Source organism: Streptomyces sp. CRN 30, from assembly GCF_034105845.1.
Map to the genome: position 1 here is coordinate 1 of NZ_JAVRHI010000280.1, position 24,783 is coordinate 24,783.

Genomic DNA, 24,783 nt, shown 5'->3' on the forward strand with positions numbered 1-24,783 from the left:
CAGCTCGTCGCGCTCTACGAGCACAAGGTCTTCGTCCAGGGCGCGGTGTGGAACATCGACTCCTTCGACCAGTGGGGCGTCGAACTCGGCAAGGTCCTCGCCAAGCGCGTCGAACCCGCCCTCACCGAAGGCACCGACGTACCCGGCCTGGACGAGTCGTCGAAGGCGCTGGTCGCCCGGTACCGGGAGCTGCGCGGACGCGCGTGACCCCCTGGAAACGGTGAAGGGTGCCCCCGGCGGGGGCACCCTTCTGCGTGTCGTACGAGTCGTGTCGTACGAGCCGTGTCCGTCAGGCGGAGGCCGACGGGTACAACGACCGCGGCAGCTGTGCGGCCGCCGCGGCGTCCAGCAGCCACAGTGTCCGGGAGCGGCCGTACGCGCCCGCGGCGGGAGCCTGGACCTCGCCCGCGCCGTTCGACAGGGCCGTCGCCACGGCGTCCGCCTTGTCCTCGCCGGCCGCCAGCAGCCACACCTCGTGGGCCGAACGGATCGCGGGCAGCGTGAGGGTGGTCCGGGTCGGCGGCGGCTTCGGGGCGCCGTGCACACCGACCACCGTCCGCTCCGTCTCCCGCACCGCGGGCAGCTCCGGGAAGAGCGAGGCCACGTGCGTGTCCGGGCCGACGCCCAGCATCAGCACGTCGAACGCCGGTACGGCACCGTCGCCCTCCGGGCCGGCCGCCCGCGCCAGCTCCTCGGCGTACGCCCGGGCCGCCGCGTCCGCGTCGTCCCCGTGCGGGCCGTCGGAGGCGGGCATGGCGTGCACGCGCTCCGGGTCCAGCGGCACGGCGTCCAGGAGGGCCTCGCGCGCCTGGGTGACGTTGCGCTCGGGGTCGCCCTCAGGCAGGAACCGCTCGTCGCCCCACCACAGGTCGAGGCGGCCCCAGTCGATCGCGTCCCGCGCGGGCGCGGTGGCCAGCGCGGCCAGCAGGCCGTTGCCGTTGCGCCCGCCGGTGAGGACGACCGAGGCGGAGCCGCGCGCGGCCTGCGCGTCCACGACGGCGGTGATCAGCCGGGCCGCGGCGGCCTGTGCCATCAGCTCCTTGTCGCGGTGGACGACCAGTTGCGGAGTGCTCACTTGGTGGCCGCCTTCCGCGAGGTCGCCTTCTTCGCGGCGGTCTTCCTGGCCGGGGCCTTCTTGACCGGGGCCTCCTCCGCGGGAGCCTTCTCCGCGGAGGCCTCCTGCGCAGGGGCCTCGACCGTCTCCTCGGCCGGTGCCGTCTGCTCGGCCACCGGTGCCTCGGCCGTCGCCGGCGCCGGCTTCCCCGTGGTCCGGGCCGGAGCCTCGACCTCGGGGTTCACCTCCGCCGCGGGTGCGTCGGCCGGTGCGCCGGACAGCCGCTCCACCCCGAACCGCAGGGCGGACGCGTAGGTGTCGTCCGGGTCGAGGCGGCGCAGCTCCTCGGCGATCAGCTCGGAGGTCTCCCGCCGCTTGAGGGCGACCGCCCGGGCGGGCTGGCCCTCGATGGACAGGGTCGCGAGGGAGCCGTCCGCGCGGTCCAGGGTGATCGGGCCGCAGGACGTGTTCATCCGGACGGCGGTCAGGCCGGGACCGGGCGAGTGCGACCGCTGCACCGGCACCTGGAGCCGGTCCGCGAGCCACATGGCGAGCAGCTCGCAGCTCGGGTTGTGCTCCTCGCCCTCCACCTCGACCGACTCCACCTCGCAGGTGACCTGGTCCAGGGCCGCCGCCAGCATCGAACGCCAGGGCGTGATGCGGGTCCACGACAGGTCCGTGTCACCGGGGGAGTAGGCGTCGGCGCGGGCGGACAGCTCGCGCACCGGGTGCTCGGCGGCGTAGGTGTCGGTGACCCGGCGCTGGGCCAGGGCACCGAGCGGGTCGCCCGCCGGGTCGAGCGGCGCGTCCACCGGCCACCAGACGACGACGGGGGCGTCGGGGAGCAGCAGCGGCAGGACCACCGACTGGGCGTGGTCGGACACCTCGCCGTACAGCCGCAGCACGACCGTCTCGCCGGTGCCCGCGTCGGCGCCCACCCGGACCTCGGCGTCGAGCCGGGACTGGGTGCGGTCGCGGAGGGAGCGGGAGACGCGCTTGATGACCACGAGCGTGCGCGAGGGGTGCTCGCGGGACGCGTCGCCGGCGGCCTTCAGGGCGTCGTAGGCGTTCTCCTCGTCGGTGACGATGACGAGGGTGAGCACCATGCCGACGGCGGGCGTGCCGATGGCGCGGCGGCCCTGGACGAGCGCCTTGTTGACCTTGCCGGCCGTGGTGTCCGTGAGGTCGATCTTCATGGCCGGCGCCAGCTCCGTCCGTCTCGTTCGAGCATTTCGTCCGCCTCGACGGGACCCCAGGTGCCTGCCGGGTACTCGGCGGGCCGGCCGTGCGTGTCCCAGTACTCCTCGATCGGGTCGAGGATCTTCCAGGACAGCTCGACCTCCTCGGTGCGCGGGAAGAGGTTGGAGTCGCCGAGCAGGACGTCGAGGATGAGCCGCTCGTACGCCTCCGGGCTGGACTCGGTGAACGACTCGCCGTAGGCGAAGTCCATCGACACGTCCCGGATCTCCATCGAGGTGCCGGGCACCTTGGAGCCGAAGCGCACCGTGACGCCCTCGTCGGGCTGGACCCGGATGACGATGGCGTTGGAGCCCAGCTCCTCGGTCGCCGTCTGGTCGAAGGGGGAGTGCGGGGCGCGCTGGAAGACGACCGCGATCTCCGTCACCCGTCTGCCGAGTCTCTTCCCGGTGCGCAGGTAGAAGGGGACACCCGCCCAGCGGCGGTTGTCGATGCCCACGCGGATCGCGGCGTAGGTGTCGGTCTTCGACCGCGGGTCGATGCCCTCTTCCTCGCAGTAGCCGATGACCTTCTCACCGCCCTGCCAGCCGGCCGAGTACTGGGCGCGGACGGTGTCCCGGCCCAGGTCCTTCGGCAGCCGGACGGCTTCCAGGACCTTGGTCTTCTCGGCGGCGAGCGCGTCCGCGTCGAAGGACGAGGGCTCCTCCATGGCCATGAGGGCCAGGAGCTGGAGGAGGTGGTTCTGGATGACGTCGCGGGCGGCGCCGATGCCGTCGTAGTAGCCGGCCCGGCCGCCGATGCCTATGTCCTCGGCCATCGTGATCTGGATGTGGTCGACGTACGACCGGTTCCAGATCGGCTCGAACATCTGGTTGGCGAAGCGCAGCGCCAGGATGTTCTGGACGGTCTCCTTGCCCAGGTAGTGGTCGATGCGGAAGACCTGGTCCGGGGCGAAGACCTCGTGGACGAGGCCGTTGAGCTCCTCGGCCGACTTCAGGTCGTGTCCGAAGGGCTTCTCGATGACGGCGCGGCGCCAGGAGTCCTCCGTCTGGTCGGCCAGCCCGTGCTTCTTCAGCTGCTGGATGACCACGGGGAAGGCGCCCGGCGGGACGGAGAGGTAGAAGGCGAAGTTGCCGCCCGTGCCCTGCTTCTCGTCCAGGTCCTCAATGGTCTCGCGCAGCCGTACGAACGCGTCGTCGTCGTCGAAGGTGCCCTGGACGAAGCGCATGCCCTGGATGAGCTGCTGCCAGACCTCCTCGCGGAACGGCGTACGGGCGTGCTCCTTGACGGCGTCGTGCACCACCTGGGCGAAGTCCTCGTCCTCCCACTCACGGCGGGCGAACCCGACGAGCGAGAAGCCCGGCGGCAGCAATCCGCGGTTGGCGAGGTCGTACACGGCCGGCATCAGCTTCTTGCGTGACAGGTCGCCGGTGACGCCGAAGATGACCAGGCCCGACGGCCCCGCGATACGCGGGAGCCGTCGGTCCGCGGCGTCACGCAGCGGATTGCTGCTCGACAAGGTTCTCAGCCCTCCGAGGGAGCGAGGCGCTCGAGCTCCGCCTTGGTGGACTTGAGCAGGTCGTTCCAGGAGTCCTCGAACTTGTCGACGCCCTCCTTCTCCAGCAGGTCGACGACCTCGTCGTACGAGATGCCGATCTTCTCGAGCGCGTCCAGGTCGGCGCGGGCCTGCTCGTAGGTGCCGGCGATGGTGTTGCCGTGGATCTCGCCGCTCTCCTCGGTCGCGAAGAGGGTGGCCTCCGGCATGGTGTTCACCGTGTTGGGCGCCACCAGCTCGTCGACGTACAGCGTCTTCTTGTACGCGGGGTCCTTCACACCGGTGGAGGCCCACAGCGGACGCTGCTTGTTGGCGCCCGCCTTCTCCAACGCCGCCCAGCGGTCGGAGGAGAAGGCCTCCTCGTACGCCTGGTAGGCGAGGCGCGCGTTGGCGAGGCCGGCCTTGCCGCGCAGCGCCTTCGCCTCGTCGGCGCCCTGGGCGTCGAGCCGCTTGTCGATCTCGGTGTCCACGCGGGACACGAAGAAGGACGCCACCGAGTGGATGTCGGAGAGGTCCAGGCCGCGCTCCTTGGCCTTCTCCAGGCCGGTGAGGAACGCGTCCATCACCTTGCGGTAGCGGTCCAGCGAGAAGATCAGCGTGACGTTGACGCTGATGCCCAGGCCGATGACCTCGGCGATCGCCGGGAGACCCGCCTCGGTGGCCGGGATCTTGATGAGCGTGTTCGGGCGGTCCACGAGCCAGGCGAGCTGCTTGGCCTCGGCGACGGTCGCCTTGGTGTTGTGCGCGAGGCGCGGGTCGACCTCGATGGAGACCCGGCCGTCCTGGCCGTTCGTCGAGTCGTAGAGCGGGCGCATGATGTCGGCGGCGTCGCGGACGTCCGCCGTGGTGATCATGCGGATCGCCTCTTCGACGGTGACCTTGCGGAAGGCGAGGTCGGAGAGCTGCTGGTCGTAACCGTGGCCCTCGGAGATCGCCTTCTGGAAGATCGACGGGTTCGTGGTGACGCCCACGACGTGCTGCTGGTCGATCAGCTCGGCGAGGTTGCCGGACGTGATCCGCTTGCGCGACAGATCGTCCAGCCAGATCGCGACGCCTTCTTCGGAGAGGCGCTTGAGTGCGTCCGTCATGGAAATTACATCTCCTACGTGTCGTATATGGGCGTCAGCGCTGAGCGGCCGCGAGGGATTCCCGGGCGGCGGCGGCGACGTGCTCGGCGGTGAAGCCGAACTCGCGGAACAGCACCTTCGCGTCGGCCGAAGCGCCGAAGTGCTCCAGCGACACGATGCGGCCCGCGTCACCGACGTACTTGTGCCAGGTCAGCGCGATACCGGCCTCGACCGCGACGCGCGCCTTGACCGACGGCGGCAGAACGCTGTCCCGGTACCCCTGGTCCTGCTCCTCGAACCACTCCACCGACGGCATGGACACCACGCGCGTGGGGACACCGTCGGCCTGGAGCTGCTCGCGGGCCTCGACGGCGAGGTGCACCTCGGAACCGGTGGCGATGAGGATGGCCTGCGGCTCGCCGCCCTCGGCCTCGAACAGCACGTAGCCGCCCTTGGCCGTGTCCTCGTTGGGCTCGTAGGTCGGCACGCCCTGGCGGGTGAGCGCCAGACCGTGCGGGGCGCCCTTGCCGAACTCCTTGGTCCAGCGCCGCATGATCTCCCGCCAGGCGAGGGCGGTCTCGTTGGCGTCGGCCGGGCGCACGACGTTCAGGCCCGGGATGGCGCGCAGCGAGGCGAGGTGCTCGACGGGCTGGTGGGTGGGGCCGTCCTCGCCGAGACCGATGGAGTCGTGCGTCCACACGTACGTCACCGGCAGGTGCATCAGGGAGGAGAGGCGGACGGCGTTGCGCATGTAGTCGGAGAACACCAGGAAGGTGCCGCCGTAGATGCGGGTGTTGCCGTGCAGCGCGATGCCGTTCATGGCGGCGGCCATGGCGTGCTCGCGGATGCCGAAGTGGACCGTACGGCCGTACGGGCTGGCCTCCGGGAGCGGGTTGCCCTCGGGGAGGAAGGAGCTCGTCTTGTCGATCGTGGTGTTGTTCGAGCCGGCGAGGTCGGCCGAGCCGCCCCACAGCTCGGGAACGATCGAGCCGAGCGCCTGGAGGACCTTGCCGGACGCGGCGCGCGTGGCGACGCCCTTGCCCGTCTCGAAGACCGGGAGCTTCTCCTCCCAGCCCGCGGGCAGCTCGCCCTTGCGGATCCGGTCGAACTCGGCGGCCCGCTCCGGCTGGGCGTCACGCCACTCCTGCACCTTCTTGTCCCACGCGGCACGCGCCTCGCTGCCGCGCTCGGCCAGCGCACGGGTGTGCGCGATGACCTCGTCGGACACCTCGAAGTGCTTCTCCGGGTCGAAGCCGAGGACGCGCTTGGTGGCCGCGACCTCCTCCTCGCCCAGCGCCGAGCCGTGGGAGGCCTCGGTGTTCTGCGCGTTCGGGGCCGGCCAGGCGATGATCGTGCGCATCGCGATGAACGACGGGCGGTCCGTGACCGCCTTCGCGGCCTCGATCGCCTCGTACAGGGCGTGCACGTCGAGGTCGCCGCTCTCGGCGGGCTCGACGCGCTGCACGTGCCAGCCGTACGCCTCGTACCGCGCGACGGTGTCCTCGGAGACCGCGGTCTCCGTGTCGCCCTCGATCGAGATGTGGTTGTCGTCCCACAGCAGGACCAGGTTGCCGAGCTTCTGGTGCCCGGCCAGCGAGGACGCCTCCGCGGAGATGCCCTCCTGGAGGCAGCCGTCACCGGCGATGACGAAGACGTGGTGGTCGAAGGGGGACTCGCCCTGCGGGGTCTCGGGGTCGAACAGACCGCGCTCGTAACGGGCGGCCATCGCCATGCCCACCGCGTTGGCGACACCCTGGCCCAGCGGGCCGGTGGTGGTCTCCACAGCCTTGGTGTGCCCGTACTCCGGGTGACCCGGCGTCTTCGAACCCCAGGTGCGGAAGGACTGCAGGTCCGTAAGCTCCAGGCCGAAGCCGCCCAGGTACAGCTGGGTGTACAGGGTCAGGGAGGAGTGGCCCGCGGACAGCACGAACCGGTCACGGCCGGTCCAGTCCGGGTCGGTCGGGTCGTGGCGCATCACCTTCTGGAAGAGGGTGTACGCGGCGGGTGCGAGGCTCATCGCCGTACCGGGATGGCCGTTGCCGACCTTCTGTACGGCGTCGGCGGCCAGCACACGGGCGGTGTCGACTGCACGCTGGTCCAGTTCGGTCCACGCGAGATCTGAAGTGGTCGGCTTGGTGCTCACCCTGAGTCAGGGCTCCTCTCCACAGGTTGAATGCCGGTGTTTCGGCGGCACCGGCCGTTGTCGAGCCTACCCCCGCCGGAACGTGCATCTTTTCGAGTCAATACAGACTTCATTCCAGACTGCCCGGACTGTCCCCCATCCGCCTCTTGAACAGGCGCTTCCGCAAGTCGGGGCCCCGGAATGCCGTGTTCGACACCTGAATACGCATCCGGCCGTCCGGGCGCTCAATCGAGTGCTCGATCGAGCGGGACGCGGCTCTTCACGCGCGCCTTCCCGCGCCTCCTCCCGCGCGCCGGATTCGTCCCCACTGCGCCCTTCGCGCGGCTCCGTCCAACACGACCCCACCCCTCTGGAGGGCGAGCTCTGGGCAACGTCTACAGTGGCGTGGTACGCGCGAGCCCTTTACCGGGAGTTCACACCGGAGGCTCGCTGGGAGTCTCTGTCAGGGGTGTGCGTGACGGCCGTCGAATCCCGTCCACCGGGTGTTCTCGGGGCGAGCAGCGCTAGCAACCGGGGCCAGCGGCCGTTCGGGGCCCGCGTCAAGGCGTTCGTGGCCCTCACCAAGCCGCGGATCATCGAGCTTCTGCTGATCACCACGGTTCCCGTGATGTTCCTGGCGGAACAGGGTGTGCCGAACCTGTGGCTGGTGCTGGCGACGTGCGTCGGCGGCTACCTCTCCGCGGGCGGCGCCAACGCGCTCAACATGTACATCGACCGGGACATCGACGCGCTCATGGAGCGCACCTCCCAGCGGCCGCTCGTCACCGGCATGGTCAGTCCGCGCGAGGGCCTGGTGTTCGGGCTCGCCCTCGCGGTGGTCTCCACCCTCTGGTTCGGCTTCCTCGTCAACTGGCTGTCCGCGTGGCTCTCGCTCGGCGCGTCCCTCTTCTACGTCGTCGTCTACACGATGATCCTCAAGCGGCGCACCGCGCAGAACATCGTGTGGGGCGGCATCGCGGGCTGCATGCCCGTACTGATCGGCTGGTCGGCCGTCACGAACTCCGTGTCCTGGGCCGCCGTCATCCTCTTCCTGGTCATCTTCTTCTGGACGCCGCCGCACTACTGGCCGCTGTCGATGAAGGTGAAGGACGACTACGCGCGCGTGGGCGTGCCGATGCTGCCGGTGGTCGCCGGCAACAAGGTGGTGGCCCGCCAGATCGTCATCTACAGCTGGGTGATGGTGGCGGTCTCGCTGCTGCTGACGCCCCTCGGTTACACCGGCTGGTTCTACACCGCGGTCGCCCTGGCGGCGGGCGGCTGGTGGCTGTGGGAGGCGCATGCCCTCCAGAACCGCGCCAAGGGCGGCGTGACGGGCGGGAAGCTCAAGGAGATGCGGCTGTTCCACTGGTCCATCACCTACGTGTCGTTGCTGTTCGTGGCGGTGGCGGTGGATCCGTTCCTGCGGTAGTCCCTTGTCGCTCCCGTCGTACGGGCGGACCGGTGGTGAAGGCCACCGGTCCGCCCGTACACGTTTGTCGTACCGATGGGTAGCATCCTGGTCATGGCAGACACCGAGCAGGTTGACGAGACCACCGGCGCGGCACCGGACCCGAAGGACGGGCGCAGGGCGGCGCGCCTCGCCAAGGAGATCTCCGCCTTCGCGAAGGCGCACGGCGGGAGCGAGGGACACCTCCAGTACCTCGGGGAGCGCGGTGCCCGCATCGTGCTCGTCGGCGCGGACGGCGAGTGGGGCGACCTCGTGGCCCCCACGCGAGCCGTCGCCGAACAGGCCGTGCGCGCGGCCGGGATCACCGTGCACGAGCAGTTCGACGGCGACTTCGCCGCCAAGGTGCGCACCGGCCCCTACGAGTGGTCGCGGATGGCGGGCATCCAGGTGGGCGGTCCCCGCAACGGGTGACGGCCGACGGCTGTCGGTCGTGCGTACGCAGGAGGTGACAGCAACACCTGGCGCCCGGTTCACCCGTTGGGACGTGTGGGAACACGGTCCAGTCACGGGAGACCCGGATGATCGAAACGCCGTCCCTGGTGGACCAGTACTGCCACGGAGTGCTGCGTACGGAGCTGGGCCTCGGTACCTTCGAGACCCACCTCGCCCGCAGCGAGGGGCCGCCCGCGCCCGGCACCACCTTCTTCGACACCCAGACCGGCTTCGCGGTGCGCCGCTGGTGTCCGCCCCTGCTCGGCCTGGAACCGCACTGCCCGCCCGCCCGCTACCTCGCCCGCCGCCGCGAGCTGGGCGTCCCGGAGGCGGGCCGGCGGCTGCTGCGGGGCAGCGGCATCACCACCTACCTCGTCGACACCGGGCTGCCCGGTGACATCACCGGGCCCGGCGAGCTGGCCGCCACGGGCGCGGCCCGGGCCCATGAGATCGTCCGGCTGGAACTCCTCGCCGAGCAGGTCGCCGACACCTCCGGCACGGTCGACTCCTTCCTCGCCAACCTCGCCGAGGCGGTGCACGGCGCGGCCGCCGACGCGGTCGCCTTCACCTCGGTGGCGGGGGCGCGGCACGGTCTGGCGCTCGCCCCCGAGCCGCCCGGGACCGGGGAGGTGCGGGCCGCGACCGGGCGCTGGCTCGCGGACCGGCCGGTCGGCGGCACGCTCACGGACCCGGTGCTGCTGCGGCACCTGCTGTGGGTCGCCGTCGCCTCGGCCCGGCCCCTCCAGCTGCACGCCGGCCTCGGCGAGCCCGGCCTGCGCATCGACCGCACGGACCCGGTCCTGCTCACGGACTTCGCCCGCGCCACGGCGGGCCTCGGCACCGATCTCGTCCTGCTGCACGGCTACCCGTACCACCGGCACGCGGCCCATCTCGCCGGGGTCTTCCCGCATGTGTACGCCGACCTGGGCGCCGGACTCGTCCGGACGGGCGCACGGGCCGCCGCCGTCCTCGCCGAGGTCCTGGAGCTGGCCCCCTTCGGCAAGCTGATCTTCTCCAGCGGCGCCCGGGGCCTGCCGGAACTGCACGTCGTGGGGGCGCGGCTGTTCCGGGAGGCGCTGGCGCGGGTGCTGGGGACCTGGGTGGCCGACGGAGCCTGGTCGCTGGCGGACGCGCAGCGGGTGGCGGGACTGATCGCCTCGGAGAACGCGCGGCGGGTGTACGGGCTGGAGCGGTGACGGGGTGGGAGCACGGGGCGGTGTGTACGGGGCGGGTGTACGGGGCGCGGCCGCTGCCCAGACTCCCCCCATGACACACGGCGACGACACCGACCGGCTCCTCGACCGCTTCCGTACCGTACTCCGCGACCTGGACCCCGTCGCCCTGTGGGCGCACGGCTCGCTCGGCGGGGGCGACTACCAGGAGGGCCGCAGCGACCTGGACCTGATAGCGGTCCTGCGCGGCCCGCTCACGGCCGGCACCGTCTGGCGGGTGGCGCGGCTGCACGCCCGGCTGCGGACCGAGCCGCTCGCGAACAGGCTGCACTGCACCTACCTGACGCCCGCCACGGCGGGCGGCACCGAGCGGCGCCACCTGACGTGGGCGCACGGGCAGCTTTTCGGGCGGCCCGTCACCCCCGTGACCCGGCGCGAGCTGCACACCTTCGGCGTCGTCCTGCACGGGGACGCGCCCGGGGGCCTGCTGCCGCCCGTACCGGACCGTGAACTGGCGGGGTTCGTCCTGCGCGACCAGCGGGACTTCTGGCGCCGCGCGGTCGACCGGGCCGGCCACTGGACGCAGGACGTCTGGGTGGACCTGGGACTGCTCACGTACGCCCGGGCCGCGGTCACCCTCGAGGACGGGCGGCTGATCACCAAGAGGGAGGCCCTGGACGTCCTGCCCGGCCTCGGCGCGCCCGCCGAGGTGGTCGAGGACGTCAGGCGGAGGCGGTACGAGGGCCCCGGCGCCGCGCCGGACGAGGCGTGGACGGCCCGCAGGTCCGAGCTGACCAGGGGGTACCTCGGACCGGCGATCGACGGGCTGGTGCGGACGTACGCGTGACGCCGCACCCCGTGCTCACGCGCGCGTGGGGACCTTCTCCGCCGACGGTTCCGGCAGGCCCACCGTGGGCCCCGGCCGCTCCCGCAGCGCCAGCAGGACCCGCAGGGTGGCGATCCACACGAGGCAGGAGCCGAGCATGTGGGCGCCGACCAGGATCTCGGGGAGGTCGGTGAAGTACTGCACGTAGCCGATGACGCCCTGGGCCAGCAGCACCAGGAACAGGTCGCGGGTGCGCGCCAGCGGGCCCTTCGGGGCGTCGACCGCCTTGAGGACGAACCAGAGGGCGAACGTCAGCGCCACCACGATCCAGGCGAGGACGGCGTGCAGCTTGCTGACGCCCTCCCAGTCCACCGGCATGCGGTGCACGTCGCTGGAGTCGCCGGCGTGCGGCCCGGCGCCGGTCACGACGGTGCCGACGGCGATCAGCAGGCCGGTCACCACGACCAGGACCCACACCAGTTGCAGCACCGGCTTGCCGACCAGCGGGCGCGGTGCCCCGTCGCCCTCACGGGTGCGCTGCCACATCGCGGTGGCCACCGCGATGAGCGCGCTGGAGAGCAGGAAGTGCAGGGCCACGGTGTACGGGTTGAGGCCGACCAGGACGACGATGCCGCCGAGGACCGCGTTGCCCATCACGATCCAGAACTGGATCCAGCCGAGCCGCGTCAGGCCGCGCCGCCACGGCTTCTGCGAGCGCGCGGCGATGATCGCCCAGCCGACGGCGGCGCACAGCACGTAGGTGAGCAGGCGGTTGCCGAACTCGATGACACCGTGCATGCCCATCTCGGCGGTGTTGGTGATCGAGTCGTCGGTGCACTTCGGCCAGGTGGGGCAGCCCAGCCCCGAACCCGTGAGCCGCACGGCGCCGCCGGTGACCACGATGACCACCGACATGACGAGAGCGGTGAGGGCCGCGCGCCGGACCGTACGGGGGTCCGGGGTCCAGCGTGCGGCGATGTAGGCGAGGGGGTTGCGGAGGGCAGCCGTCGCATCGGTGCGAGTCTCGTTTGGCACGGCACCATGGTAGGCGCACGCTTGTGCACGGATTCACGAGGGGGCCGGGTCCCGGCCACACCCGCCGCCGACCCGCGCGGCTGCTCCCGGCCGCTACTCCCAGCGGAAGAACCGCGCCGCCGCGCCCAGCCCGAGGACCGCCCACACGGCCAGGATCCCGAGGTCGCCCCACGGCATCCCGGCACCGTGCTGGAGGACGTCCCGCAGTCCGCTGGACAAAGCGGAGATGGGCAGCAGCCCCAGCACGTCCTGGGCCGCGTCCGGGAACTTGTCCAGCGGCACGACCACCCCGCCGCCCACGAGCAACAGCAGGAAGACCAGGTTCGCGGCGGCCAGGGTGGCCTCCGCCTTCAGGGTGCCCGCCATCAGCAGGCCGAGCCCGGAGAAGGCGGCCGTGCCGAGGACCAGCAGGAGCAGTACGGCGAGCGGGTTGCCCTGCGGTGACCAGCCCAGCGCGAAGGCGATCACCGCGACGAGGACGATCTGGAGCACCTCGGTGACCAGCACCGATATCGTCTTCGCGGTCATCAGGCCCCAGCGCGGCAGCGGCGAGGCGGCGAGCCGCTTCAGGACGCCGTAGCGGCGCTCGAAGCCCGTCGCGATCGCCTGGCCGGTGAACGCGGTCGACATCACCGCGAGCGCGAGGACGCCGGGGGCCAGGAAGTCGACGGCCGTCCCCTCGCCCGTGTCCACGATGTCCACCGTGCCGAACAGCAGGAGCAGCAGCGTCGGGATGATCACGGTGAGGAGCAGCTGCTCGCCGTTGCGCAGCAGCATCCTCGTCTCCAGCGCCGCCTGCGCCGCGATCATGCGGGGGAGGGGCGCGGCGCCCGGCTTCGGCGTGTAGGTGCCGGCGGCGGTCATGAACGCAGCTCCTTGCCGGTGAGCTCCAGGAAGACGTCCTCGAGCGTGTGCCGCTCCACCGCGATGCCGTCCGGCATCACCCCGTGCTGGGCGCACCAGGTGGTGACGGTCGCGAGGAGCTGGGGGTCGATCTTGCCGCTGACCCGGTAGACGCCGGGCGTCAGCTCGGCCGCCGAGGTGTCGGAGGGGAGCGCCTTCAGCAGGGAGGCCACGTCCAGGCCGGGGCGGCCGGTGAAGCGCAGGGTGTTCTCGGCGCCGCCGCGGCACAGCTCCTCGGGGGAGCCCTGGGCGATGACCCGGCCCGCGTCGATGATCGCGACGTCGTCGGCGAGCTGCTCGGCCTCGTCCATGTGGTGGGTGGTCAGCACGACCGAGACGCCGTCCGCGCGCAGCTCGCGCACGAGGTCCCAGGTGGACCGGCGCGCCTGCGGGTCCAGGCCCGCGGTCGGCTCGTCCAGGAAGACCAGTTCCGGCCGGCCCACGACGGCCATCGCCAGGGCGAGCCGCTGCTGCTGGCCGCCGGAGAGGCGGCGGTAGGTGGTGCGGCCGCAGGAGCCGAGGCCGAGCCGCTCGATCAGCGCGTCCACGTCCAGCGGATGCGCGTGCAGCTTCGCCGTGTGGCGGAGCATCTCGTCCGCGCGGGCGCCGGAGTAGACGCCGCCGGACTGGAGCATCACGCCGATGCGCGGACGCAGCTCACGGGCCTGGCGCACCGGGTCCAGGCCCAGGACGCGCACGGTGCCGGAGTCGGGTCTGCGGTATCCCTCGCAGGTCTCGACCGTGGTCGTCTTGCCCGCTCCGTTGGGTCCCAGGACGGCGGTGACACCGGCCCCGGCCACCAGGTCGAGGCCGTCCACCGCGGTCTTGCCGCCGTACCGCTTCACCAGGGCCTGGACCTGGACCACGGGCTCACTTCGCATGGGCGCCAAGTCTAGGGACGCGGTGGCCGGGCCGGTCGGGCGGGTGCGACGACGTCCCCCGCACGGGGACGGTGCAGCGGCAGCCACCCCTGCGCGTAGGCGACCGCGTCGGCCACGGGGAACAGCCGCGCGTCCGCCGCGCCCACCCGGCCCCGCACGACGGGACGGTCCCGCTCGAAGTCGTCACCCAGCTGGTCGAACCGCTCCGAGGTGATCGACACCTCCGTCACCCGCTGCCAGCCGCCCCCGGGCGCCGGGCGGCCCACCTCGACCAGGGGTGCCGGGGTGCGGTACTCGGCCAGGTGGAACGCGGTGCACGCGTCGTAGCCCGCGCCGAGCAGCAGCACCCGCGCGCCCCGCTCCTCCAGGCGGGCCAGCGGGCTCCGCTCGCCCAGCCGGCAGTCGGGCGCGTGACCGTCGAGGACGGCCGCGGCGGCCGGTCCCAGTGCCGCGAAGGAGGTCTCCGGATGCGCGCTGCGCAGGGCGCCGGGCCAGGTCCGTACCGTCTCCGGGACGATGCCGACCCCGCGCGAGGGCGAGACCAGCGGGTCGTAGGCGGGCATCGTCGCCCGGATGGTCTCCCACCACTCCTCGGGCACCGGCGGGCTGCTCCAGAGCGCCGGGTCGGAGAGGTCACCGGTCTGCGTGGGCACCACGAGGGTGCCGCCCGGGCCGAGGGTGTCCAGCAGGGCGTGGACGACGGTGACCGGGCCGCCGTTGACCCAGCCGAGCGAGCGGAGGGACGAGTGGACCAGGAGGAGCTCACCGGGGCGGACGCCGAGTGCGCGCAGCTGTGCGGCCAGCGCGTCACGGGTGACGAGAGGGCCGGTGGGAGGGGGTGTCGACATGTGCACGGAGTCTTCCGGACCTGGGGCAGACGTACCATCCACTTGATCGACCGGTGATCGTTTCCGCAGGTCAGCTTAGGTATGCCTAAGTGATGTACGGCACCGCCGGGCGGACCGGACGTGGCTTGCCCGGTCCTGAGGAATTACGCAACAATGGCGTTGTGAAAAACGTCGGCGAGGCTCGGGAGACCCCCACGGGGGCCCCTCAGGAGGAGTTCGCGACCGGTGAGCGCTCGACGCGCAACCGGGTCGCGCGGTCCATCCTGGATCACGGGCCGTCGACCGTCGCCGAGCTCGCCGGACGCCTCGGACTCACCCAGGCGGCCGTCCGGCGCCATCTCGACGCTCTGGTCGCCGACGATGTCGTGCAACCCCGTGAGCAGCGGGTCTACGGAGCGCGGACGCGGGGCCGGCCGGCCAAGGTGTTCGCCCTGACCGACTGCGGCCGGGACGCCTTCGACCAGTCGTACGACAAGCTCGCCATGGACGCGCTGCGCTGGATCGCCGAGCACGCGGGCGGTGAGGAGGCGGTCGTCGCCTTCGCCCGCGCGCGGATCGCCGCCCAGGCGCGGGCCTACCGCGAGGCGGTCGACCAGGCCGCCCCCGAGGGCCGGACCGAAGCGCTGGCCAAGGCCCTGAGCGAGGACGGGTACGCTGCTACGGCGCGCAGCGCGCCGCTCCCGCACCGCGGCGAGCAGCTCTGCCAGCACCACTGCCCGGTCGCCCACGTCGCCGAACAGTTCCCGCAGCTCTGCGAGGCGGAGACCGAGATCTTCTCCCAGTTGCTCGGGACACACGTCCAGCGGCTGGCGACGATCGCGCACGGCGACGGCGTGTGCACGACGTTCATCCCCGGGGCGCCGCACAGCGCCGGGGGGCCGCACGCCGCCGGGAAGGCCCCACCGGCCCCCGCGGCACCGGCACCGAAGACTTCCAAGACCACCCACAACGCATCTGCAAGCACGGCCGGGAGGAACCCCGCATGACTCTCCCCACGGAGACTGCCCACCCTGAGCTCGAGGGCCTGGGCAAGTACGAATACGGCTGGGCCGACTCCGACGAGGCCGGTGCCGCAGCGAAGCGCGGACTGAACGAGGACGTCGTCAACGACATCTCCGGGAAGAAGTCCGAGCCGGAGTGGATGAACAAGCTCCGCCTCAAGGGCCTGAAGCTCTTCGAGAAGAAGCCCATGCCGAACTGGGGCTCCGACCTGTCGGGCATCGACTTCGACAACATCAAGTACTTCGTGCGGTCCACGGAGAAGCAGGCCCAGTCGTGGGAGGACCTGCCCGAGGACATCAAGAACACGTACGACAAGCTCGGCATCCCCGAGGCGGAGAAGCAGCGCCTCGTCGCCGGTGTCGCCGCCCAGTACGAGTCGGAGGTCGTCTACCACCAGATCCGTGAGGACCTGGAGGAGCAGGGCGTCATCTTCCTCGACACCGACACCGCGCTGAAGGAGCACCCGGAGCTCTTCAAGGAGTACTTCGGCACGGTCATCCCGGCCGGTGACAACAAGTTCGCCGCGCTGAACACCGCCGTGTGGTCCGGCGGCTCCTTCATCTACGTGCCGAAGAACGTGCACGTGGAGATCCCGCTCCAGGCCTACTTCCGCATCAACACGGAGAACATGGGCCAGTTCGAGCGGACCCTGATCATCGTCGACGAGGGTGCCTACGTGCACTACGTCGAGGGCTGCACGGCGCCGATCTACAAGTCGGACTCGCTGCACTCGGCCGTGGTCGAGATCATCGTCAAGAAGAACGCCCGCTGCCGTTACACGACCATCCAGAACTGGTCGAACAACGTCTACAACCTGGTCACCAAGCGCGCCGTGGCGTACGAGGGCGCGACCATGGAGTGGATCGACGGCAACATCGGCTCCAAGGTGACGATGAAGTACCCGGCCGTCTACCTGATGGGCGAGCACGCCAAGGGCGAGACCCTCTCCATCGCCTTCGCGGGCGAGGGCCAGCACCAGGACGCGGGCGCCAAGATGGTCCACATGGCCCCGAACACCTCCTCGAACATCGTCTCCAAGTCGGTGGCCCGCGGCGGTGGCCGCACCTCCTACCGCGGCCTGATCGAGATCGGCGAGGGCGCCCCCGGCGCCAAGTCGAACGTGCTGTGCGACGCGCTGCTCGTCGACACCATCTCCCGCTCGGACACCTACCCCTACGTGGACGTCCGCGAGGACGACGTGTCCATGGGCCACGAGGCGACCGTCTCCAAGGTCTCCGAGGACCAGCTCTTCTACCTGATGAGCCGCGGCCTCTCCGAGGACGAGGCGATGGCGATGATCGTGCGCGGCTTCGTCGAGCCGATCGCCAAGGAGCTGCCCATGGAGTACGCGCTGGAGCTCAACCGGCTGATCGAGCTGCAGATGGAGGGCTCGGTCGGCTGACGACCGCAGCCGCCTCCCGGCAGTGACGGCCCGCCCCCCCTCAACACGCGGGCGGGCCGCCCGATCACAACTGACTTGACGTAGGAAGAGAGCAGAACGACAGTCATGGCTGAGGCCCAGAATCTCCCGGTCGGTTCCACGACCGCCGGTGCCATCGCGGTGGCGGCGGAGGCCGACTCCACCGTCGCCACCCGCATGAGCGCGCCCCCGTCCTTCGACGTGGCGGACTTCCCCGTCCCCACCGGTCGCGAGGAGGAGTGGCGGTTCACCCCGCTGGAGCGCCTGCGCGGGCTGCACGACGGCACCGCGGTCGCCGGCGGCAACGGCCTGAAGGCCGAGCTCGACGCCCCCGAGGGCGTCACCGTCGAGGCCGTCGGCCGTGACGACGCGCGGCTCGGCCGGGCCGGCACGCCGGTGGACCGGATCGCCGCCCAGGCGTACTCCGCGTTCGAGCAGGCCTCGGTCGTGACCGTGCCCAAGGAGACCGTCCTCACCGAGCCGATCCGCATCGCCGTGCACGGCGAGGGCGGCACCGCCTTCGGCCACACGGTCGTCGAGCTCGGCGCCTTCGCCGAGGCCGTGGTCGTCATCGACCACACCGGTGACGCGGTGCTCGCCGCCAACGTCGAGTACGTCCTCGGTGACGGCGCCAAGCTGACCGTCGTCTCCGTCCAGGACTGGGACGACACGGCCGTGCACGTCGCCCAGCACAACGCGCTCGTCGGCCGCGACGCCTCCTTCAAGTCGGTCGTCGTCACCTTCGGCGGCGACGTCGTCCGCCTGCACCCGCGCGTGTCGTACGCGGGCACCGGCGGCGAGGCCGAGCTGTTCGGCCTGTACTTCACCGACAAGGGCCAGCACCAGGAGCACCGCCTCCTGGTCGACCACAACACCCCGCACTGCAAGTCGAACGTCGTCTACAAGGGCGCGCTCCAGGGCGACAACGCGCACGCGGTGTGGATCGGTGACGTGCTCATCGAGGCCAAGGCCGAGGGCACCGACACCTACGAGATGAACCGCAACCTCGTCCTCACGGACGGCGCGCGCGTCGACTCGGTCCCGAACCTGGAGATCGAGACCGGCGAGATCGTCGGCGCCGGCCACGCGTCCGCGACCGGCCGCTTCGACGACGAGCAGCTCTTCTACCTGATGTCCCGCGGCATCCCGCAGCACGAGGCGCGCCGCCTGGTGGTCCGCGGCTTCTTCGCCGAGCTGGTCCAGCAGATCGGTGTCAAGGACATCGAGGAGCGTCTGCTCGCCAAGATCGACGAGGAGTTGGAGGCTTCGGTCGCATGACGACCTACGTACGCGCGTGCGCGGTGAGCGAGCTGGAGGAGGACACCCCGAAGCGGGTGGAGCTCGACGGCACGCCGGTCGCGGTCGTCCGTACCGAGGGCGAGGTGTTCGCGGTCAACGACATCTGCTCGCACGCGAACGTCTCGCTCTCCGAGGGCGAGGTGGACAACTGCCAGATCGAGTGCTGGCTGCACGGTTCCGCCTTCGACCTCCGCACCGGCAAGCCGTCCGGCCTTCCCGCGACGCGCCCCGTCCCCGTATACCCCGTAAAGATCGAAGGGGACGACGTGCTCGTCTCCCTCACCCAGGAGTCCTGAGGCACCCATGGCTACGCTTGAAATCCGAGACCTGCACGTCACCGTCGAGGCCGACAACGCCACGAAGGAGATCCTCAAGGGCGTCGACCTCACCGTGAAGCAGGGCGAGACGCACGCCATCATGGGCCCCAACGGCTCCGGCAAGTCGACCCTCGCCTACTCCCTCGCGGGTCACCCGAAGTACACGATCACCGGCGGCACCGTCACCCTCGACGGCGAGGACGTCATCGAGATGTCCGTCGACGAGCGCGCCCGCGCCGGCCTCTTCCTCGCCATGCAGTACCCGGTCGAGGTTCCCGGCGTCTCGGTCTCCAACTTCCTGCGCACCTCCGCCACCGCCATCCGCGGCGAGGCCCCCAAGCTGCGCACCTGGGTGAAGGAGGTCAAGGAGGCCATGCAGCGCCTCAACATGGACCCCGCCTTCGCCGAGCGCAACGTCAACGAGGGCTTCTCCGGCGGTGAGAAGAAGCGCCACGAGATCCTCCAGCTGGAGCTGCTCAAGCCGAAGATGGCGATCCTCGACGAGACGGACTCCGGCCTCGACGTCGACGCGCTGCGCGTGGTCTCCGAGGGCGTCAACCGCGTCCGCGAGACCGGCGAGGTCGGCACCCTGCTGATCACCCACTACACGCGCATCCTGCGCTACATCAAGCCCGACCACGTCCACGTCTTCGCCAACGGCAAGATCGTCGAGTCCGGCGGCGCCGAGCTGGCGGACAAGCTGGAGAACGAGGGCTACGAGGCGTACACGAAGGGCGGCGCATCCGAGTGACACAGCTGCCGGGCCTCCTCGACACTGAGGCGATCCGCAAGGACTTCCCGATCCTCGACCGCGTCCTGCACGACGGCAAGAAGCTCGTCTACCTGGACAACGCCGCGACCTCGCAGACCCCGCGCCAGGTCATCGACGTCCTGGACGAGTACTACGAGCAGCACAACGCCAACGTCCACCGCGGTGTGCATGTGCTCGCCGAGGAGGCCACGGCGCTGTACGAGGGCGCGCGCGACAAGGTGGCGGCGTTCGTCAACGCGCCCAGCCGCGACGAGGTGATCTTCACCAAGAACGCCTCCGAGTCACTCAACCTCGTGGCCAACATGCTCGGCTGGGCCGACGAGCCCTACCGGGTCGACCACGAGACCGAGATCGTCATCACGGAGATGGAGCACCACTCCAACATCGTCCCGTGGCAGCTGCTGTCGCAGCGCACCGGCGCGAAGCTGAAGTGGTTCGGCCTCACCGACGACGGCCGCCTGGACCTGTCGAACATCGACGAGGTCATCACGGAGAAGACGAAGATCGTCTCTTTCGTGCTGGTGTCGAACATCCTGGGCACCGTGAACCCCGTCGAGGCCATCGTGCGCCGCGCGCAGGAGGTCGGGGCCCTGGTCCTGATCGACGCCTCGCAGGCCGCGCCGCACATGCCGCTGGACGTGCAGGCCCTCCAGGCCGACTTCGTGGCCTTCACCGGCCACAAGATGTGCGGCCCGACCGGCATCGGCGTGCTCTGGGGCCGCCAGGAGCTGCTGGAGGACCTGCCGCCGTTCCTGGGCGGCGGTGAGATGATCGAGACGGTGTCGATGCACTCCTCGACGTACGCCCCGGCGCCCCACAAGTTCGAGGCGGGCACCCCGCCGATCGCCCAGGCGGTCGGCCTCGGTGCGGCGATCGACTACCTGTCGGCCATCGGCATGGACAAGGTCCTCGCCCACGAGAACGCCATCACCGAGTACGCGGTGAAGCGGCTCCTCGAGGTCCCCGACCTGCGGATCATCGGCCCCGCCACGGCCGAGGACCGCGGGGCGGCGATCTCCTTCGCGCTCGGCGACATCCACCCGCACGACGTGGGCCAGGTCCTTGACGAGCAGGGCATCGCGGTACGTGTCGGTCATCACTGCGCGCGGCCCGTCTGCCTCCGCTACGGAATTCCTGCGACCACACGAGCGTCGTTCTATCTGTACTCCACGCCCGCCGAGGTCGACGCACTGGTCGAGGGGCTGGAGCACGTACGGAACTTCTTCGGCTGAGGGGCGTGCTGAAACGGTGAAGCTGGATTCGATGTACCAGGACGTCATCCTGGACCACTACAAGAACCCGCACGGGCGGGGCTTGCGGGACGGTGACGCCGAGGTGCACCACGTGAACCCGACGTGCGGCGACGAGATCACCCTGCGCGTGAAGTACGACGGCACGACCATCAGTGACGTCTCCTACGAGGGCCAGGGCTGCTCCATCAGCCAGGCCTCGGCCTCCGTGCTGAACGAGCTCCTCGTCGGCAAGGAGCTGTCCGACGCGCAGCGCATCCAGGAGACCTTCCTGGAGCTGATGCAGTCGAAGGGCAAGCTGGAGCCGGACGACGCGATGGAGGAGGTCCTGGAGGACGCGGTCGCGTTCGCCGGGGTCTCCAAGTATCCGGCCCGGGTGAAGTGCGCGCTGCTGAGCTGGATGGCCTGGAAGGACGCGACGGCCCAGGCCCTGGACGGAGCCGACGCCGACGCCGAGAGGAAGACCGCATGACCGAGACCGCTGAGAAGATGAAGCCGGCCTCCGAGGAGGAGGTCCGCGAGGCCCTGTACGACGTCGTCGACCCCGAGCTGGGCATCGACGTCGTCAACCTCGGACTGATCTACGGCATCCACATCGACGACGCGAACATCGCGACGATCGACATGACCCTGACGTCGGCGGCCTGCCCGCTGACGGACGTGATCGAGGACCAGGCGAAGTCCGCCACGGACGGCCTGGTCAACGAGTTGCGCATCAACTGGGTCTGGATGCCGCCGTGGGGCCCCGACAAGATCACGGACGACGGCCGGGAGCAGCTGCGGGCGCTCGGGTTCAACGTCTGAGACACCGTGCCACGAAGGGCGGCACCCCCTCGGGGGCGCCGCCCTTCGGCGTGCGCGAGACCCGATGCGTACGGCCGTACACAACGCCGCGTAAGCTTCCCACGTGACCTACCTGCTGCTTTTCGGGGCCATCGCCGCCGAAGTGATCGCGACGACCTCCATGAAGTTCAGCGAGGGCTTCAGCAAGCTGTGGCCCTCGGTGCTGACCGCCGTCGGCTACGTGATCTCCTTCTACCTGCTCGCCCAGGCCCTGAAGAGCATGTCGATCGGCACGGCCTACGCGATCTGGTCCGGTGTCGGCACCGCCACGGTCGCGGTCATCGGGCTGATCGCCTTCGGCGAGGCGCTGACCGCCGCGAAGGTCGCCGGCGTCGCGCTGATCATCGCCGGAGTGGTGGTGCTGAACCTCGGGGGCGGGCACTGATGCCCCGCCGGTACGACCCCGGGCGCCGCGAGCGGATCGTCGACGCGGCGGTCCGGGTGGTGGCGGAGAAGGGGCTAGCCGGGCTGAGCCACCGCACGGTGGCCGCCGCGGCGGACGTGCCGCTCGGCTCGACGACGTACCACTTCGAGACCCTCGACGACCTGCTGGTCGCCGCCTTCCGCCGGGCCGGCGAGAACTACCTCGACGTGATCGCCGCAGGCGACTCCCTCACGTCCGGCACCACCGGCCTCGCCGCCGATCTCGCCCGGCTGACGGGGGAGTGGCTGGCGGGCGGCCGTACGGGCCTGGAGATGGAGTACGAGCTGTACCTGGCCGCGCTGCGCCGCCCCGCGCTGCGGCCCGTCGCCGCCGAGTGGACCGCACGGTTCACGGCCCTGCTCACCCGCCGCACGGACCCCGTCACCGCGCGCGCCGTGGCCGCCCTGATCGACGGCGTCTGCCTGCAGGTGCTGCTGACGGACGCGGCGTACGACGAGGAGTGCACGCGGGAGATGCTGGCGCGGCTGCTGCCCTGACCGCGCACCGAGACGTCCGCGCACGAGTTCGCCCAGACGCCCCCCGGCCGGTTAGGTTGCCCTCATGACCGACACGACTGCTCCTCGCACCACCGGCGCCGCGGCCGCCGGCCTCGCCACGATCGCCGCCGACGGCACCGTCCTCGACACCTGGTTCCCCGCCCCCGCGCTCACCGGGGAGCCCGGCCCCGCCGGCACGGAGCGGCTGTCCGCCGAGCGGGCCGTCGAACTGCTCGGCGAGGGCGCGGCCAAGGCGATCGGCCCGGACGCCCGCCGGGGCGTCGAGGTGGTCGCGGTCCGCACGGTCATCGCCTCGCTCGACGAGAAGCCGCTCGACGCGCACGACGTCTACCTGCGCCTCCACCTGCTCTCGCACCGCCTGGTCAAGCCGCACGGGCAGAGCCTGGACGGCATCTTCGGACACCTCGCCAACGTCGCCTGGACCTCCCTCGGCCCGGTCGCCGTGGACGACCTGGAGAAGGTCCGGCTCAACGCCCGCGCCGAGGGCCTGCACCTCCAGGTCACCTCCGTCGACAAGTTCCCGCGCATGACGGACTACGTCGCCCCCAAGGGCGTCCGCATCGCCGACGCCGACCGGGTTCGCCTCGGCGCCCACCTCGCCGAGGGCACCACGGTCATGCACGAGGGCTTCGTCAACTTCAACGCGGGCACGCTCGGCACCTCCATGGTCGAGGGCCGCATCTCCGCGGGCGTCGTCATCGGCGACGGCTCCGACATCGGCGGCGGCGCCTCCACCATGGGCACCCTGTCCGGCGGCGGCAACGTCATCATCTCCGTCGGCGAGCGCTGCCTGGTCGGCGCCGAGGCGGGCGTCGGCATCGCGCTCGGCGACGAGTGCGTGGTCGAGGCCGGCCTGTACGTCACCGCCGGCACCCGGGTGACGCTGCCCGACGGCCAGGTCGTCAAGGCCCGCGAGCTCTCCGGCGCCTCGAACATCCTCTTCCGCCGCAACTCGGTCACCGGCACCGTCGAGGCCCGCCCGAACAACGCGGTCTGGGGCGGTCTGAACGAGGTCCTGCACAGCCACAACTGACGGACGGAGCACGGGCCGGCGCTCACCGCGCGCCGGCCAGCTCCTCGTACCGCGCCAGCAGCCCGTCGGCCGTCTCCCGGCCGACGGGCCGCAATGGTGGGCGGACCGGTCCGGACGGCAGGTCGAGCCGGGCGAGCAGTGCCTTCACCGTGACGGTGCCGGGCAGGCCGGCGGCCATCACCGCCTCGATCAGCGGGACGGCGCGCCGCTGCAGCCGGGCGGCGCCGTCCGTGTCGCCCGCGTCGAAGGCGTCGACGATCGCCCGGAAGTGCCGGGGCACCGCGTTCGCCACCGTGCCGATGTAACCGGCCCCGCCGAGCGCGTACAGCGGGAGGACGTACTCGTCGCACCCCGTGTAGTACGCCAGGTCCGTCGCGGCCAGTACCTTCTCCGTACCGAGCAGGTCGTACGCGCAGTCCTTGACCGCCACGATGCGCGGATGCCGGGCCGGCCCGATCAGGGTGGCGGGCTCGATGCGGGTGCCGGTGCGCCCGGGGCGAGCGGCAGGCCGCAGGAGTCGGCGATCCGGACAGGACCAGACCGTCGCAGCCCCCGTCCACCAGCCGGACGGCGAGCCGCTGCGCGCCGTCCAGGTCCAGCGCCCCCGACGGGGCGAAGGGGGTGATCATCGCGCAGAGCGCGCGGCCGAAAGGAGCGGGGCGTCGAGTCGTCATGGGGAGTAGTGTCGACGGGACCACCGTGAAGGACTACTTGAATCCGCTGCACGATACCGGCCAGATCCGCTGTACGAACGGTCGTCAGTGCCGGACACGGTCACGGGAGGCGTCATGAGGCTCGGCAAGGCACTCGCCACCGGAACCGCACAGGAGCGGGCCCCGTTTCGGCAGGAGGAGACTCCGGCCGAGGACCGGCGACTCGGCCATGACACCGAGGAAGAGGCAGCTGCGGCCGAAGAAGCGCCGGCCGCGTCATGAGGCTGCGGCTCCCCGAGGAACGTCCGGCGGAGCCGCCGACCGGGTACAAGATCGCCCACCCGATGCTCTCCCAGGACGGGACACGGGCGGGCTTCACCGGGGTGTCGCTGGGCGGCGCGCTGCCCTACGCGGTCCTCGACGAGGCGCGGTGCCTCTACGGACGGCGGCACCGGACGCCCGCACGGCTGTGCGGCTGCGGCTTCCACTGCGTGCACGACCGGTCGGCGGCCGAGGGCCTGCTGTGCACCGCCGAGCACCGCACGGCCGTCCTGCTGGAGGTCACCGTCCTCGGCGCGTACATCCGCTTCGAGCGCGGCTTCCGCTACGCCCGCCAGCGGGTGCGCACGGCGACCCTCGGGCCGTGCGCGTGCGGTGCGCCGGCCGGCGCCCTGGCCGACGCGGGCTGGGGG

Annotated in this window: 25 protein-coding genes and 3 pseudogenes; 18 read left to right on the top strand and 10 right to left on the bottom strand. The window is 71.3% G+C overall.

The genetic code is table 11. The features are described from left to right. Positions 1-207: pseudogene (locus tag UW392_RS29725) on the top strand (glucose-6-phosphate isomerase); the annotation flags it as partial. A gap of 82 nt (positions 208-289) precedes the next feature. On the opposite strand, the gene pgl reads toward UW392_RS29725, so the two are convergent. From pgl to tkt, 5 genes are read right to left on the bottom strand one after another with little or no spacing between them, the layout of a single operon-like run. Beyond that, positions 290-1,075: a 6-phosphogluconolactonase gene (gene pgl / locus UW392_RS29730; RefSeq protein ID WP_320778237.1), complete on the bottom strand. Its 786-nt coding sequence runs from the start codon at positions 1,073-1,075 to the stop codon at positions 290-292. After that, positions 1,072-2,250, bottom strand: coding sequence for a glucose-6-phosphate dehydrogenase assembly protein OpcA (gene opcA, locus UW392_RS29735; RefSeq protein WP_320778238.1), 1,179 nt, complete (start codon positions 2,248-2,250; stop codon positions 1,072-1,074). Before opcA ends, pgl begins: the two co-directional genes overlap by 4 nt. Next, entirely contained in the window at positions 2,247-3,770 is a 1,524-nt protein-coding gene (gene zwf / locus UW392_RS29740) for a glucose-6-phosphate dehydrogenase (protein ID WP_320778239.1), read from the bottom strand. The genes opcA and zwf overlap by 4 nt, the downstream gene beginning before the upstream one ends. Before the next feature lie 5 nt (positions 3,771-3,775). Continuing rightward, a complete protein-coding gene (gene tal / locus UW392_RS29745; RefSeq protein WP_320778240.1) occupies positions 3,776-4,894 on the bottom strand; it encodes a transaldolase in 1,119 nt (372 codons plus the stop codon). 34 nt (positions 4,895-4,928) lie between these two features. Beyond that, positions 4,929-7,016 carry a transketolase gene (tkt, locus tag UW392_RS29750; RefSeq protein ID WP_320778241.1) on the bottom strand — a complete coding sequence of 696 codons (2,088 nt, stop codon included), beginning with the start codon at positions 7,014-7,016 and terminating at the stop codon, positions 4,929-4,931. A 454-nt stretch (positions 7,017-7,470) separates the two neighbouring features. Here tkt and UW392_RS29755 point away from each other — a divergent pair, with 454 nt between their 5' ends. The 4 genes from UW392_RS29755 (at position 7,471) to UW392_RS29770 (ending at position 10,914) form a co-directional block, all read left to right on the top strand. Then, complete coding sequence (locus UW392_RS29755) at positions 7,471-8,424, top strand: heme o synthase (protein WP_320778242.1); 954 nt, start codon at positions 7,471-7,473, stop codon at positions 8,422-8,424. 93 nt (positions 8,425-8,517) lie between these two features. After that, entirely contained in the window at positions 8,518-8,874 is a 357-nt protein-coding gene (locus UW392_RS29760; RefSeq protein WP_320778243.1) for a hypothetical protein, read from the top strand. A 107-nt stretch (positions 8,875-8,981) separates the two neighbouring features. Further along, complete coding sequence (locus UW392_RS29765; RefSeq protein ID WP_320778244.1) at positions 8,982-10,091, top strand: amidohydrolase family protein; 1,110 nt, start codon at positions 8,982-8,984, stop codon at positions 10,089-10,091. Positions 10,092-10,161: 70 nt separating this feature from the next. Continuing rightward, a complete protein-coding gene (locus UW392_RS29770) occupies positions 10,162-10,914 on the top strand; it encodes a nucleotidyltransferase domain-containing protein (protein ID WP_320778245.1) in 753 nt (250 codons plus the stop codon). A 15-nt stretch (positions 10,915-10,929) separates the two neighbouring features. Here the strand turns inward: UW392_RS29770 and UW392_RS29775 are convergent, their stop codons facing one another. The 4 genes from UW392_RS29775 to UW392_RS29790 form a co-directional block, all read right to left on the bottom strand. After that, a complete protein-coding gene (locus UW392_RS29775) occupies positions 10,930-11,928 on the bottom strand; it encodes a COX15/CtaA family protein (protein WP_320778246.1) in 999 nt (332 codons plus the stop codon). A gap of 93 nt (positions 11,929-12,021) precedes the next feature. Beyond that, complete coding sequence (locus tag UW392_RS29780; protein WP_320778247.1) at positions 12,022-12,792, bottom strand: ABC transporter permease; 771 nt, start codon at positions 12,790-12,792, stop codon at positions 12,022-12,024. Next, the gene (locus UW392_RS29785) at positions 12,789-13,712 is read right to left on the bottom strand and encodes an ABC transporter ATP-binding protein (RefSeq protein WP_320778248.1); all 924 of its coding nucleotides are present in this window, start codon (positions 13,710-13,712) and stop codon (positions 12,789-12,791) included. The genes UW392_RS29780 and UW392_RS29785 overlap by 4 nt, the downstream gene beginning before the upstream one ends. 11 nt (positions 13,713-13,723) lie before the next feature. After that, on the bottom strand, positions 13,724-14,560 hold the full coding sequence (locus UW392_RS29790; protein ID WP_320778249.1) for an AAC(3) family N-acetyltransferase: 837 nt from the start codon (positions 14,558-14,560) through the stop codon (positions 13,724-13,726). Positions 14,561-14,721: 161 nt separating this feature from the next. Between UW392_RS29790 and UW392_RS29795 the strand changes: the two genes are divergently transcribed. From UW392_RS29795 to dapD, 11 genes are all read left to right on the top strand, one after another. After that, positions 14,722-15,546, top strand: coding sequence for a helix-turn-helix transcriptional regulator (locus UW392_RS29795; protein ID WP_320778250.1), 825 nt, complete (start codon positions 14,722-14,724; stop codon positions 15,544-15,546). Further along, entirely contained in the window at positions 15,543-16,964 is a 1,422-nt protein-coding gene (gene sufB, locus UW392_RS29800; protein ID WP_320778251.1) for a Fe-S cluster assembly protein SufB, read from the top strand. Before UW392_RS29795 ends, sufB begins: the two co-directional genes overlap by 4 nt. A gap of 105 nt (positions 16,965-17,069) precedes the next feature. Beyond that, entirely contained in the window at positions 17,070-18,260 is a 1,191-nt protein-coding gene (sufD, locus tag UW392_RS29805; RefSeq protein WP_320778252.1) for a Fe-S cluster assembly protein SufD, read from the top strand. Next, entirely contained in the window at positions 18,257-18,577 is a 321-nt protein-coding gene (locus tag UW392_RS29810; RefSeq protein WP_320778253.1) for a non-heme iron oxygenase ferredoxin subunit, read from the top strand. The genes sufD and UW392_RS29810 overlap by 4 nt, the downstream gene beginning before the upstream one ends. 7 nt (positions 18,578-18,584) lie before the next feature. Beyond that, a complete protein-coding gene (gene sufC / locus UW392_RS29815) occupies positions 18,585-19,349 on the top strand; it encodes a Fe-S cluster assembly ATPase SufC (protein WP_320778254.1) in 765 nt (254 codons plus the stop codon). After that, positions 19,346-20,602, top strand: coding sequence for a cysteine desulfurase (locus UW392_RS29820; protein WP_320778255.1), 1,257 nt, complete (start codon positions 19,346-19,348; stop codon positions 20,600-20,602). Before sufC ends, UW392_RS29820 begins: the two co-directional genes overlap by 4 nt. 16 nt (positions 20,603-20,618) lie before the next feature. Next, positions 20,619-21,092 (top strand): Fe-S cluster assembly sulfur transfer protein SufU, encoded by a 474-nt coding sequence (sufU, locus tag UW392_RS29825; RefSeq protein ID WP_320778256.1) that lies wholly within the window; start codon positions 20,619-20,621, stop codon positions 21,090-21,092. After that, positions 21,089-21,424 (top strand): metal-sulfur cluster assembly factor, encoded by a 336-nt coding sequence (locus tag UW392_RS29830; protein ID WP_320778257.1) that lies wholly within the window; start codon positions 21,089-21,091, stop codon positions 21,422-21,424. The genes sufU and UW392_RS29830 overlap by 4 nt, the downstream gene beginning before the upstream one ends. A 103-nt stretch (positions 21,425-21,527) precedes the next feature. Next, on the top strand, positions 21,528-21,848 hold the full coding sequence (locus tag UW392_RS29835; RefSeq protein ID WP_320778258.1) for a multidrug efflux SMR transporter: 321 nt from the start codon (positions 21,528-21,530) through the stop codon (positions 21,846-21,848). Continuing rightward, positions 21,848-22,384 carry a TetR/AcrR family transcriptional regulator gene (locus UW392_RS29840; RefSeq protein WP_320778259.1) on the top strand — a complete coding sequence of 179 codons (537 nt, stop codon included), beginning with the start codon at positions 21,848-21,850 and terminating at the stop codon, positions 22,382-22,384. The genes UW392_RS29835 and UW392_RS29840 overlap by 1 nt, the downstream gene beginning before the upstream one ends. A 64-nt stretch (positions 22,385-22,448) precedes the next feature. Then, positions 22,449-23,438, top strand: a complete 990-nt coding sequence (dapD, locus tag UW392_RS29845) for a 2,3,4,5-tetrahydropyridine-2,6-dicarboxylate N-succinyltransferase (RefSeq protein WP_320778260.1) — start codon at positions 22,449-22,451, stop codon at positions 23,436-23,438. A 22-nt stretch (positions 23,439-23,460) separates the two neighbouring features. On the opposite strand, the pseudogene UW392_RS29850 reads toward dapD, so the two are convergent. Then, a pseudogene (locus UW392_RS29850) lies at positions 23,461-24,112 on the bottom strand (dihydrodipicolinate synthase family protein). Between the two features lie 114 nt (positions 24,113-24,226). On the opposite strand from UW392_RS29850, the gene UW392_RS29855 reads away from it, so the two are divergent. Next, on the top strand, positions 24,227-24,373 hold the full coding sequence (locus UW392_RS29855; protein ID WP_320778261.1) for a hypothetical protein: 147 nt from the start codon (positions 24,227-24,229) through the stop codon (positions 24,371-24,373). Next, positions 24,370-24,783: pseudogene (locus UW392_RS29860) on the top strand (hypothetical protein); the annotation flags it as partial. The gene UW392_RS29855 and the pseudogene UW392_RS29860, both read left to right, overlap by 4 nt.

Bases quoted from the DNA above. Each gene is read 5' to 3' on its own strand.
- UW392_RS29760 (WP_320778243.1), top strand. From the start codon at position 8,518: ATGGCAGACACCGAGCAGGTTGACGAGACCACCGGCGCGGCACCGGAC.
- dapD (WP_320778260.1), top strand. From the start codon at position 22,449: ATGACCGACACGACTGCTCCTCGCACCACCGGCGCCGCGGCCGCCGGC.
- UW392_RS29855 (WP_320778261.1), top strand. From the start codon at position 24,227: ATGAGGCTCGGCAAGGCACTCGCCACCGGAACCGCACAGGAGCGGGCC.
- UW392_RS29765 (WP_320778244.1), top strand. From the start codon at position 8,982: ATGATCGAAACGCCGTCCCTGGTGGACCAGTACTGCCACGGAGTGCTG.
- UW392_RS29810 (WP_320778253.1), top strand. From the start codon at position 18,257: ATGACGACCTACGTACGCGCGTGCGCGGTGAGCGAGCTGGAGGAGGAC.
- UW392_RS29830 (WP_320778257.1), top strand. From the start codon at position 21,089: ATGACCGAGACCGCTGAGAAGATGAAGCCGGCCTCCGAGGAGGAGGTC.
- UW392_RS29785 (WP_320778248.1), bottom strand. From the start codon at position 13,712: ATGCGAAGTGAGCCCGTGGTCCAGGTCCAGGCCCTGGTGAAGCGGTAC.
- UW392_RS29790 (WP_320778249.1), bottom strand. From the start codon at position 14,560: ATGTCGACACCCCCTCCCACCGGCCCTCTCGTCACCCGTGACGCGCTG.
- UW392_RS29780 (WP_320778247.1), bottom strand. From the start codon at position 12,792: ATGACCGCCGCCGGCACCTACACGCCGAAGCCGGGCGCCGCGCCCCTC.
- sufC (WP_320778254.1), top strand. From the start codon at position 18,585: ATGGCTACGCTTGAAATCCGAGACCTGCACGTCACCGTCGAGGCCGAC.
- sufD (WP_320778252.1), top strand. From the start codon at position 17,070: ATGGCTGAGGCCCAGAATCTCCCGGTCGGTTCCACGACCGCCGGTGCC.
- tal (WP_320778240.1), bottom strand. From the start codon at position 4,894: ATGACGGACGCACTCAAGCGCCTCTCCGAAGAAGGCGTCGCGATCTGG.
- sufB (WP_320778251.1), top strand. From the start codon at position 15,543: ATGACTCTCCCCACGGAGACTGCCCACCCTGAGCTCGAGGGCCTGGGC.
- UW392_RS29770 (WP_320778245.1), top strand. From the start codon at position 10,162: ATGACACACGGCGACGACACCGACCGGCTCCTCGACCGCTTCCGTACC.
- opcA (WP_320778238.1), bottom strand. From the start codon at position 2,250: ATGAAGATCGACCTCACGGACACCACGGCCGGCAAGGTCAACAAGGCG.
- UW392_RS29840 (WP_320778259.1), top strand. From the start codon at position 21,848: ATGCCCCGCCGGTACGACCCCGGGCGCCGCGAGCGGATCGTCGACGCG.